This is a genomic window from Sphingobacterium sp. LRF_L2 (assembly GCF_965644235.1).
Taxonomy (GTDB): Bacteria; Bacteroidota; Bacteroidia; order Sphingobacteriales; family Sphingobacteriaceae; genus Sphingobacterium.
In genome coordinates this window covers 291719-304722 of record NZ_CBFFRI010000007.1, presented here as the reverse complement: position 1 = coordinate 304722, position 13004 = coordinate 291719, and the positions used below count along the sequence as shown (strand labels likewise).

Sequence of the window (13004 nt, the reverse complement as noted above, 5' to 3'; positions counted from 1 at the left end):
AAAATCGAAAATTATGAAAAATATTTTTTGCCTAGCAATCTTGTTTACAGCGGTATTGTTTACAGGTTGCAAAAAGAACTGGGACGCTCACTACGGCGATGAAGGTACAGTATCTAACTTGGATCTCTTGTCTTATCTGAAGACGCAACCCGAGTATTCGGAATTCGTGGCGAAGTTGGAAGAATATGGACTCGCTGAGGAATTGCAACGGGATCAAAATTTGACGATTTGGGCTGTTTCTAACGATAAAATGGCTGCTTTAAGCAGCTTGGGTGATGATTTGAAATTTATTTTAAGTTATCATATCAATAGTTTGGTGTACGATAACACGAAGTTGAAAGATGGACTTCGGTTGATGACCTTTAATGGGAAATATCTGACCGTGCGAAAAGAAGGCAGTGTTGTTCAGGTTGGAGATGCATCCATTGTGAAAGGTAATCAGCTGTGTAAAAATGGCGTCGTCCATGAAATCAGCCAGTTGTTGAAGCCTGATGTTAGTATTTACGACTATCTTAAAGGGTTGGACGCTGACTACTCGATCATTCGGGATTCTGTATTGGCGATGAACGATACCCTGTTCGATAAAGAAAGTAGTATTCCGATAGGCGTAGATGCTACCGGAAACACGGTATATGATTCGGTTTACGTTATTAGCAATCCAATTTTTGAAAAAGCAAATATTCGTTCGGAGTTTTCGAACGTGACGATGTTTCTTCCAAGTAACCAGGTTATTAAAGGTTGTTTCGATGATTTGGCGGAGCTTTACAGTCAATTTGGAAAATCTTTTCTGAGAGAGGATTCCCTGATTGCGTATAAATGGATCAAAGAGGCTATTTTTTACAATACATTAATTGAAGATTATGGTTCCACAGACCTAACATCGGCATTTGGTAAGCTTTGGAAAACGAATGTTCAGCTTGTTAATTTGGACTATAAACGAATGAGTAATGGCCGTATTTATGAAATAACAAAACTGAAGATTCCGAATAACGTGCATATTTCAATGATCAAGCAATTGTTTCACTATTGGGAGTATATTCCTGAATCCGAGCGTGATGCATTGTTTAAGTTTACGAACGTGACTAACGTTCAACCGAAGGATCAAGATAAAGTGACTTTTCCGACGATAGGTGTTGAATTGACTTATCGCACCTTATTGATCCAAGGTAATTTAGCCGATAACCTACCGGCAACAATGGAATGTACGCCTATTATGCTGGAACGAAAACAGGATGGATCTACAGGGTACAAGGTTGTTGAAGTACCTCCAGGTGAATATAATTTATATATGGGTTTCCGGTCTACAACACATCCATTTATCAATGTTTATGTTGATGATCAAGTGGTGGCCAAAACATTAAACGTTGAGCCATCAACTCCCTGGAATTACGACCGTAGTACCAATACTGTTTCGGGAACAAAGTATAACGGCTGGGGAGGCTTAGTGGGGCCTGTAACGATTACAGGGACATCGGTAAGGCCATTTAAGATCAAAGTTGAATATGCAGGTCTTGGAAAAGGGACCGTAGAAACTTTAGAGCTTTATCACTGGGCATTGATACCGACTGCAAATAATTATTAACTAACCGAATTTTTAGGAATTATATGATAAATATAACGAAGAGGGATAGGTGGAAGGCGTTGTTGCTGGCTTCTTTTGCTTTTGTCACGCTTCCCGGCATGGCGCAAACAACCATTAAGGGAAAGGTTCTGAGTGCGTATGATAAGAAACCTGTCGCGGATGCCGTGGTAACCGTATTGAATACAACAAACAATGTAAAGACGAAAAAGGATGGCTCTTTTGTGCTTGACGATGTAGAGGATGGAGCAAATATCATCCGGGTATGGAGTCCGGGATATTATGAGTCGAAGATCGATATATTGGGAAGAACAGAGTTTGAAATCATCCTGATCGGTGAAGGTCGGGATAATTACCAAAATATATTGCAAGGTGCATTCTCGAATAAAAATGCAAGTTTATTGACCTCGGATGATTTTAGACAGGGCGCATTTTCGGTTGAAGAAGTGATGACAGGCGAGATGGTTGGTCTACAGGTGCTGAATAAGAGCGGCATGGTTACCGAAGGAAGTTTGCTTAATTTTCGCGGTATGCGATCGTTTGAAGGTGTTAATACTCCGTTAATTGTTGTGGATGGAATTCCTTATTTACCAGATGACGAGAACTCTCCAATTATTGGAGGTTATTCAAGAAGCTTGTTTGCTCCGTTTAATTTGAAGGATATACGCAGTATTCGTTTGCTTAAGGGGGCGGAAACGGCACGTTTTGGCTCCTTGGGCTCTAATGGGGTGCTCTGGTTGGAGACCTCTTCTTCGGATGATATGGAGACTGTCATTGAGTTTCGAGGGAATTATGGTATTGCCCACAATTACCAAACTATTCCAGTGCTTAATGGCAGCGGCTATAAAAGTTTGTTGGGTTCTGTAGGAATGACACAATATGAAGATATGGGCGAGTTACTGACGAAATTTCCCTTTCTTCGGGAAGACCCGGATTACTACTACAATTACCTGTACAACAATGAAACGGATTGGCAGGATGTTATCTATAGAAATGCGTTTGTCACCGACAATCATTTACGTATTAAAGGGGGAGATGCGATCGCTAAGTATGATTTGTCGCTGGGGGTGTTGAACCAACAGGGCGCTTTGGATCAAACCAGTAACACAAGATACAGTACGCGCCTGAACTCCACTATTGCCTTGGGGCAAAAATTCGATTTAAAGGCGATTATGGGCGTAACCTATAATACAAGCAAGTTGCAGGAACAAGGAATGTTGAAGGGGACGAATCCGCTGTTAGCAGCCTTATATCGAGCTCCAATTTTGAGCACGCACCTTAAAGATGTCAATAACAACCTGCTGCCCGATTTGGATGGTGTGCGTCAATTTGGTATTTCGAATCCTGTTGCGCTCTTACAGACAGCGGATTTTACATCGGATATCTATGATGTATTTGTACAGGCAAATCTAGGCTTTAAAGCATCCCAAAATCTTAGTTTTAACGGACAATTAGGCCTCTTTAGCAACTATAACAGACAAACTACCTATATTCCAAGTAAATCCATCGTTCCTTTAAACGATGGGATTGCGCTGAATACGGCACGGACTGGAGAAGGTAAAACCGCTAACATTTCTTGGAACGTCTACGGAACCTACCAAAAAACCTGGGAACGGGATGAGGCGCTTGTACGTGGAGGTGTACAGGGTTTGTTAAACTCCCAGGAACACGATGCAGGTGCGGGGCGCAATACAAGTTCGGATTTCTATAGAACATTGGACTACGTGAGCAATGACGGACGTCAGTTTTGGGGATATAATGAAAAATGGAACTGGATGAATATCTATGGTTATACGGAATACAATTGGCGTAGTTTGGCAAAGTTAGATGTTAGTTTAAGTCTGGATGGAACTTCGGTATCAGGCGCAAAAGCCAATAGATTTGGTTTCTTTCCGGCAGCCGATTTATCTTTTCTGTTGTCTAATATGTCGTTCTTAAAAGAGGTTAATTCGGTAAACAATCTGGTATTGAAACTTGGTTATGCGAAGACTGGAAATAGTCGCTTTTCGTCTAAAATCGGTAAATCGTATTACAGTAGTCAGTTGTATCGACAATTAGCAGGTATTGTGTTGGGCAATATACCGAATGAGGGCATACGTTGGGAAGACAATCAAAATTGGCAGGCGAATTTGATATTTTCTGCTATCGACCAGCGCTTGAATGTAAATGTGGGTTATTATTTTAACCAAGCAAGCAATTTGCTGAATGCCTTTGCCGTATCGCCGATTGCGGGTATTGATAAAGTGTTTGTGAATGGCGGACAGATTAACAATCAGGGACTTGAATTGGATGTTAATTTCACCGTTTTATATACGAAAGACTGGTCTCTTACCTTAGGTGGAAACTTATCGACGCTAGATAGTAAAGTGAAGAAACTGGTGGGAAATACAGACATGCTGATTGCACAGGAAGATGGCGTAACCCGACTGAACAGGGTTGGAGAGGCTCCAAATTCGTTCTATGGCTACCGTTATTTGGGCGTTATATCTAGCGAAGAGCAAGCCAATTCTTTAGGACTGCAGGATTACAAAAACAGAAGTTTTGCTGCAGGTGATGCTCATTTTCAAGATGTCAATGGAGACGGAATTATTGATAATGCGGATCAAACATTGTTGGGAACTAGCCTGCCTAATCTCTTCGGAGGAACCTCCTTAAGTGTACGTTATAAGAATCTTCATTTACAGGGCTTGCTCAGTTTTAGTAAAGGTAGTCAGATGTACAATGGCGTAAGACGTAGTCTGGAAAGTTTGGATGGTTACGCGAATCAATCCGAAGCAGCCTTACGTAGGTGGCAGGCGGATGGACAGGTGACTGATATCCCACAGGCAGCATACGGCGACCCTATGGAAAATGCGCGTTTTTCAAGCCGTTGGATGGAAGATGCTTCTTTCCTTCGTCTGGAGAGCGTCACCTTGTCGTACAAGTTTGGGGGACACCGACTTAAGGTCTTGGCTAATTCCGAATGGTATGTTGCAGGCGAGAATCTTTTTACTTGGTCTGACTATCTCGGGTTAGATCCTGTAACGTCTTATAGTAATTCAATAACCTATATGGGAGCAGATTATGGAAAGATTCCGCTGCCACGTACGTTCAAATTAGGTGTCAACATTAAACTCTAAGAAATTGGTAATGAAAAAGAAATATTTAATATATAGTTTGGTTCTTTCTTGTTTTGTTGCGGCCGGTTGTTCAAGCTATTTTGAGGTGGATACAAACGACACGTTGTTGGAGGAAGACTATGTCAGTGAGTCGAACGAGCTGTATTCGGGGTATATGGGGGTTGCTGCGAAGATGCAAGCGCTGGCGGATCAGACCGTGTTTCTTAGCGATTTGCGTACGGACCTCTTGGAGCCTACGGTGAACGCACCTCAAGATTTGTGGGATTTATACAATTACAAAGAGAAGACAGGGAATAGTTTTGCTAATCCCAGAGCGTATTACGATTTAATTGTCAACGCTAATGTCTATTTAGATAAAGTCGTTAGCTACAGAAAGAAGTATCCTACTGCGATTGAAGACTCACATTATCAAGCCCTCATTTCGGGGGTGATCCGATTTAAGGTATGGACTTATTTTACCCTAGGGAAATTATACGGTGAAGTTGCCTATTTTGATGATGCAAAAATCACGTTGGAGAAACTGGGGGAAATTCCCGTGATTTCCTTTGACGAACTGCTCCCTAAATTGATTGTGTTGATGGAAAGTGGAGTGGATGGTGTAAATGGTCGCTACGTAACCAATTGGGGAAACATTTTGTTCCCAGGCGTAAATACAAGCGCACAAGATTTGGTGTGGAATATGATCTGTCCTTCGCCCGAACCCTTGTTAATGGAGCTGTACCTCTGGAATAAGGAATATGCGAAAGTGGTATCTGTTGGTATCCAATTTATTTATGATGCCGCTAGTGGTCGGTATAAAATTGGTAACGACGATTATAATGCAGAATGGATACAGTTTTTCACTCGAGACCCTGTTACAAAAACAAGAGGACTGATTAATATCGTTCCTTACGATTTTGAACGCAATCAGACCAATCGCTTAATCAAGTACTTTTCGAATACAGCGCCTTCGGTTTATTATTTGAAACCAACCACTGTAGCCATGGAGCGCTATCAACGACAGCTTCGCTACGATGGGCATACGCTTGGTGATTTGTACCGTGGAGAAAACTATACGTACTACTACCAAAATGGAGATTGGGTAATCCGCAAATTTTCTAGAGATAGAGAGAGTGCATCGGAAATCTATAAAAATAATGTGCATATCGTTATCTATCGGGATGCTGACGTACATTTCTTTATGATTGAAGCGCTGAATAACCTGGGAAGTTTTAACGAGGCGGAAGCCTTATTGAATGACGGTATAGAGCTTTATTTATCGAGAAATGCGGGCAATTTGCAATATCCATTCAATGACCAGGTAATGAATACTAGCCTTTCTAGAAACTGGGGTGTGCGTCGTCGGGTTAATTTATATCCGGTCTATCCATCAGGTGTAACCAAGGAGGAGGCTAAAACCGATGAAGATAAAAAGAGGGCTTACATGAAAGCTTTGGATGAACTGGTTGTTCAAGAGACGCTTATGGAAAGTGCCGGAGAGGCCAAAGCGTACTTTGCGATGATGCGTATCGCCAAGCGATGGAATGATCCCGCTATCCTCGCGGATATTGTAGCAGCGAAGTATCCCGAAGGACAACGGTCGCAAATGCAACAATACTTAATGACAGGCGCCAATTGGTATGTAAAATATAATTTGCAATAAGAGGCAAGTCTTCTAACAAAAAGGTACGAACATCCCTTCGTACCTTTTTATTTTTAGAGGCAGTATAGTGCAGGATGATTAGGTTACCTATAATTTCTAAATTAGAGCCTGCTAACGTTCTCGTCATAATAAACTGTCTTTGGAAGATACGTGTCGTATTGGATATGTTCAAGTTACTATAAAGTAAAAAAAGGTGTTTGTTCGAAAGAACTTGTGCCAAAAAGGCAAAGAAGCCTCGATATAAAGTCTATGAAAAAATTGTTTTTGTGTGTTCTGGCTTGTATACTCCATACCTTGTTCGGTATGGAGGTTCAAGCTACGCTACGTCTGCCTGCTATTATCTCTGATAATATGGTTATACAATCGGATGCGAAGATTACTTTATGGGGATGGGCATTACCCAACGAACAAATTGAAGTGACTCCTTCTTGGAGTAAAAAGGCTTATGCCACTCGTACGAATAAGGATGGGCGATGGATGGTGCAGATCCGTACGCCGAAGGGTAGCGGTACAGAAATGGAGATTTTATTTGCTACAGCGGCGGAATCAAAAACAGTAGCGCATGTATTGGTAGGTGAAGTGTGGTTATGTTCAGGACAGTCGAATATGGATTTTCCAGTAGCGAAGTCCACAGGATGGCGAACGGGTATTTTGGATGAAGAATCGGAAATGAAAGATGCTAACTATCCTGAAATTCGTTTTTTTCATGTGGCGCAACGTCTGTCTGCTGACAAGGAATTGGAGGATTGTAGCGGGGAATGGAAGATTGTCTCTCCGACGAATCTAACAGATTTTTCCGCTATCGCTTTTTTTTATGGACGAAAACTGTATCAAAATTTGCGTCTTCCTGTAGGGCTTATCCAATCGACTTGGGGAGGCACGCATGCCGAATCTTGGACAAAGATGGCGGTGATGCAAGAAAATCCATTGTATAAAGATCTACTTCAAGCGCAGCAGCAAGCGAAAGAAGAATACCCAACTGCTTTGTTGGCTTACGAACAGCAACTGGTAAAATTTGAACAAGCGAAATTAAAAGATCCGACGTTGAAAGCGCCCAGTAAACCGCAGGATCCTAATAATAACAAGACATTGTCAACCCTATGGAATGGTATGATTTACCCGTTGGTTCCTTACACGATAAAAGGGGTACTATGGTATCAAGGGGAGTCAAATGCTGTACGGGCAGGTGACTACCGACAAGTTTTTGAAAATATGATCAAAAGTTGGAGAAACGAATGGAAGCAAGGCGATTTTCCCTTCTATTTCGTGCAGATAGCCCCACATTATAAGCAACCTCCAGAAATTAGAGAGGCGCAGTTGAAAGCCAGCCAAACGATTCAACATACAGGCATGGTAGTTATTACAGATGTGGGAGATTCAACGGATATTCATCCGCGAAATAAAAAAGTTCCCGGTGAAAGGCTCGCCGATCTTGCTCTGGGTAAATCTTATGGAAAGAAGGTGCTGTACTCGGGACCTGTTTTTCAAAAAGCGACTTTCGGCAAGGGGGACGCAACATTATATTTCGACCAGGTTGCGGATGGTTTGCAGGCTGCTGAAGGTGGAGCATTAGTGGGATTTGAGTTGGCCGGAAAAGATGGCGTTTTTTTTCCTGCAAAGGCAAGTATTGATCGAAAATTGGTCATGTTGCATACCGATAAGGTGCAAAATCCAGTATATATTCGGTATGGTTGGGGGAAATTCTTTCGGGCGAATTTAGCCAATAGTGCAGGTTTACCAGCGAGTCCTTTTCGGACCGATCAACAATAAGCGAACAAAAAAATAAAAGATGATCTTTAAAAGGACGGAGACAACCCTTAAAATAAATATGGCAATCGTCTTGCTGTTGACTTTCATAGGTACTGTGTGGGCACAGCAGGATAAACGCTACAAGCAGTTTGCTCAATCTGAAATAAAACGTTTTCCCGAAGCTTGGCAACTTGATCATGGGAAAAGATTGTATTTTGGCTATGCCCAGGGCTTGGGATGTTTGGCCATGTTGAAGATATGGGAGAAGACAGGTGATCAGCAATACTTTGATTATGTAGAGGCTTGGGCAGATACTATTATCAATGATGAAGGTGAAATTCATTTGTATAAAATGGAGACCTATAACATCGATTACATCAATCCGGGGAAGATTCTTTTTACGTTATTCAACGTAACAGGAAAGGAAAAGTATAAGTTGGCCATAGAGCGTTTGATGGCACAACTGAAACACCATCCGCGAACGTTGGAGGGTGTCTACTGGCATAAATTGATTTATCCGCATCAAATATGGTTGGATGGAATCTACATGGCAGATCCTTTTGTGGCTGCTTATGGGCAGTTTGTCGGTGATACGACTTATTTTGACGACGTGATCCAGCAGATTTTGGTGGCAGCGAAACATACCTATGATGCTAAAACAGGTTTATATTTTCATGCATGGGATGAAAGTAAAAAACAGCAATGGGCGAATAAGGTGACTGGACAATCGCCTAATTTTTGGGGCAGGAGTATCGGTTGGTGGTTCATGGCACTTGTTGACGTGTTGGACTATATTCCTGAAAAGTATCCCAATAGGGATAAGATTGTTCACTTGATCGCAGGTTTGGCAGATAGTCTTCCGAAGTATCAGGATGAAGATGGTTTATGGTGGCAGGTTGTTGACAAAGCGAGGGTTGGAAAGAATTATCAAGAAGCGTCTGTAAATGCCATGTTTATGTATGCTTACGCTAAGGCTGCTAATAAAGGCTATATAAAGAAAAGTTATCGTTCCATTGCCGAAAAAACATTGGAAGGTATAGAAAATAAGCTGCTGAAGCAGGAACCGGATGGAACTTTAACATTGATGCAATGCAATGCGGTAGCAGGGTTGGGCGGTGAACCCTACCGGGACGGGAGCTTTGATTACTATGTGAACGAACGCATCCGCGAGAACGACAGCAAGGCCACTGGTCCCTTTATTTTAGGACTTTTAGAGCTAGACCGGTGATGGGGAACCAGAGCTAATATCAGGAGAATAAACTGATTGAACAGCGACGTCGGGCTAGACTACTGACGATTTAGTTAGGCATTCATAAAGTGCTGGGGTAACTCCCAGCACTTTTTGTTGTACGTTCGTCGAAATGGAAAGAATTTTTCATGTCTCGCTGCTTGAGGTCGAGGTGTATTTAAGTCGATTGCTAGATCTTCAAATGATTTAGAGCAGTCCCGTGAATTTTTGTTTTCTACTGTTGCAACTGCAGATATTTAACCTCACCTATTTTCATCTATTTTTTCTTTAAAAACTAAGAAACTGCTTTTAAAGCGGTTTTTGAAGCGATTTTAGACGTTTTTGAATCAAAATTCAACATGCTGTTGGGGTGCCTAAGCCTATATTTGTGCAGCTAACATGTGTCGCCTAGCGATACACATGAAAGAACTTGATATAAACCCAATACAATACAAACAGTAAAAAAAGCCTTGGTGTGAATTTACCATCGCTAAGTGATAACAGGTTGATTACGGCTATTGGTCGGCGTTGACGATTTGTAAACAAAAATAAAGTACGATTATGATAAGAACCTAACAAGCTAAAGAATGATGGCTTTAAAAGCAAAATTGCATAAGCAATTATTGTGAAAAGCGTAAAATGTTAACCAAACAACAAAAACCAACAATACGATGTTAATACAAATTACTAAACCTTATTTAAAAGCTATTGCTATGCTTTTATTTGCTCTACTATACACGGGATATGGTATGGCACAAGAACTAGAACGTCGAGGCCAAGTGGAGGATGCTTCTACGAAAACGGCACTCGGTGGAGTTTCTGTATCCGTGAAAGGAACGTCCGTTAGGACGCAGACGGCTGCGGATGGCTCCTTTACGATTAAAGCGACACAAGGAGCTACGCTTGTTTTTACTTATATAGGCTTTGCCGAGAAAGAGGTCGTTGTGGGAACAGGCGCAACAGTGAGTGTTTCTTTGGATCCAGCGGATAATCTTTTAGAAGAGCTTGTTGTTGTCGGATATGGATCGCAAAAACGCTCCGATATTACAGGATCGGTGGCATCGGTGCCGAAAGACCGTTTGTCGAAGTTGCCTGTGAATAACGTGATGCAAGCAATTCAGGGTGCCGTGGCTAACGTCAACATTACTCAATCTTCTTCTATTCCTGGAGATTCACCGTCTTCCTTGGTTCGCGGACAAAATTCTCCAAATGCGTCGTCTGAGCCTTATGTCGTGGTTGACGGTATTCCGCTTTCGAAAACGGATGGTTCTATCAATGACATTAACCCGAATGATATCGAATCGGTAGAGATTTTGAAAGATCCTTCTGCGGTAGCGATTTATGGAGTGAACGGCTCTAACGGTGTTATTTTGATTACAACGAAACGCGGTACATCGGGTACACCAACCATTCGCTATAGTGGTTATGGAGGAGTGGAAGGTGCAGCGCATATGTTAGACCCTGTATCGGGTGAGGAATTGCTGAATCGATATGCGGAATACTCACGGATTACGAACACGAGCTTATACAATGGCGGACCTGTACGCAATGAATATGAATATGATAACTATGTGAATGGCGTAACGACCGATTGGTTGGATGCGGTGATGCAAACCGGGACTATCCAAAACCATAACGTTAGCATTTCTGGCGGAAGTGAAAATGCCCGGTATTTCGTTTCCGGCGATTATCTTGATCAGAAGGGAATTGTGCTCGGCTACAATTATAAACGCTATTCATTTCGTACAAATACTGATTTTAAGGCGACCAAGTACCTTTCTGTAGGAACTTCGGCTTTTATCGTAGCGCATAACAGAGATGGTGGAAGAGCAAATTTCATGCAAGCCACTGCAATGAGCCCCTATGCAAGAATGTACAATGAGGATGGTTCGCTGACACAGTATCCAATGTACTCGGAGCAGCTTTGGGCGAATCCTTTATTGGCGACAACAACCAACCCTGAGCGAAGACAGTTTAATATGTCGTTAAACGGCTATGCTGAGGTGGATTTCGGAAATATATGGAGTGGACTGTCCGGATTAAAGTATAAGTTTAACGGCGGTTTTTCGTATGTGCCAAAGCGTATGAATGAATACGAAGGCGAGTCTGTTTATAATTTTTCAGGCTTAGGCAGGATAACGAACGAAGAATCGCAGTCCTATACCTTAGAGAATATCCTGACTTATACAAAGAACTTTGGAAAACATCATATTGATTTTACCGGTTTATACGCTTCAAAAAGTAAATACTGGCAACAAGCGATTGCTACAGGAGAGATCTTTCCAAACGATGAGTTGACATGGGGTAATTTAGAGTCTGCAACAACGCAGAAAGTCAGCTCTGAAGCAGATCTTTACCGTTCCATTTCGCAGATGGGGAGGTTGAATTACGGTTATGATAGTCGTTATATGGCAACTGTTACGGTGCGAAGAGATGGGGCTTCAGTATTTGGTGCGAACAATAAATATGGAACCTTTCCTTCTGCAGCAATAGCCTGGAATATCCATAACGAATCTTTTATGGAGCAAACCAAGCATATCATCAGTAATTTGAAATGGCGTTTGTCTTATGGGGTGTCTGGTAACGAGGCCATAGGCATTTACCAAACCCTGTCGCTAATGAATTCCAACAGTTTAACTATGGAAGGAGCCTCAAATACGGCTTTAACCATCAAAAAATTATTAGGAAATAGTGATTTGGAATGGGAAAAAACGAGAGGATTTAATACAGGGGTCGACTTTGGTTTGTGGAACAATCGGGTAAACGGTACAGTGGAATTTTATAAATCCAATACCTCAGGCATGTTAATGTTACAGAACTTACCGACTTTGACAGGCTATGACCAAGTGTATACGAATTTAGGGAAGGTGTCGAACACAGGTTTTGAAGTGACATTGAATACAAAGAATATTGTTAAAAATGATTTTTCATGGTCTACAACCCTTGTTTTCTCGCGCAACAAAAATAAGTTCGTAGAGGTGTATGGTGATGGACTGGAAGATCTGGGCAACCGCTGGTTTCTTGGACAGCCTATTGGTGTTATCTACGATTATACGAAAGTCGGTATTTGGCAGGAAGACGAGATTGCTTCTGGCGCAAATATTGGTTGGGACGATGCTGCTCTTGCGGGAGATTTGAAATTGGCCGATTTAAGTGGGGATGGCAAAATAGATGACGATGACCGTTCGATTTTAGGGCAAACTGCTCCAAAGTGGACAGGTGGTCTTACCAATACCTTTACCTATAAAGATTTCTCTCTTAATATCTTCATCAATACCGTCCAAGGAGCATTGCGAAACAATGTGCAGATTGGAGGAGCGTCTGATGAAATGGGGCGTAGAAGTACACCAGCTGCGCTTGGTTATTGGACGCCGGAAAACAAAAGTAATGAATGGCGTTCACTCGGCAATCATTCCAATAGTCACGGGTACGGATTTCCGATGAATTCCAGCTATACGCGGCTAAAAGATGTGACACTGAGTTACAATCTTCCCAAAACATTTGCTAGCAAAGTAGGGATAGGCGGACTGACAGTCTATGCAAGTGGTCGGAATTTATACACCTGGACGAACTGGTTTGGGTGGGACCCCGAAGCTCGTGATGCGAGCAGAGGATCGGATAACGATGAACTCAATTATCCAATGACCCGTACCTATGTTGTTGGTGTTAACCTTACATTTTAACTTA

Annotated in this window: 6 protein-coding genes; all 6 read left to right on the top strand. The window is 42.0% G+C overall.

Going from position 1 to position 13004, the window contains the following annotated elements; all coding sequences use genetic code 11:
- Window positions 1-13 precede the first annotated feature (13 nt).
- The 6 genes from ACSZOX_RS15910 (at window position 14) to ACSZOX_RS15885 (ending at window position 13000) form a co-directional block, all read left to right on the top strand.
- On the top strand, window positions 14-1582 hold the full coding sequence (locus tag ACSZOX_RS15910; RefSeq protein ID WP_437921060.1) for a fasciclin domain-containing protein: 1569 nt from the start codon (window positions 14-16) through the stop codon (window positions 1580-1582).
- Between the two features lie 23 nt (window positions 1583-1605).
- On the top strand, window positions 1606-4698 hold the full coding sequence (locus ACSZOX_RS15905; RefSeq protein ID WP_437921059.1) for a SusC/RagA family TonB-linked outer membrane protein: 3093 nt from the start codon (window positions 1606-1608) through the stop codon (window positions 4696-4698).
- A gap of 10 nt (window positions 4699-4708) precedes the next feature.
- Window positions 4709-6340 (top strand): RagB/SusD family nutrient uptake outer membrane protein, encoded by a 1632-nt coding sequence (locus ACSZOX_RS15900; protein WP_437921058.1) that lies wholly within the window; start codon window positions 4709-4711, stop codon window positions 6338-6340.
- Window positions 6341-6589: 249 nt separating this feature from the next.
- Complete coding sequence (locus tag ACSZOX_RS15895) at window positions 6590-8110, top strand: sialate O-acetylesterase (RefSeq protein WP_437921057.1); 1521 nt, start codon at window positions 6590-6592, stop codon at window positions 8108-8110.
- A gap of 58 nt (window positions 8111-8168) precedes the next feature.
- Window positions 8169-9317, top strand: coding sequence for a glycoside hydrolase family 88/105 protein (locus ACSZOX_RS15890; protein ID WP_437921056.1), 1149 nt, complete (start codon window positions 8169-8171; stop codon window positions 9315-9317).
- A gap of 671 nt (window positions 9318-9988) precedes the next feature.
- Complete coding sequence (locus tag ACSZOX_RS15885; protein WP_437921055.1) at window positions 9989-13000, top strand: SusC/RagA family TonB-linked outer membrane protein; 3012 nt, start codon at window positions 9989-9991, stop codon at window positions 12998-13000.
- Window positions 13001-13004: the final 4 nt, after the last annotated feature.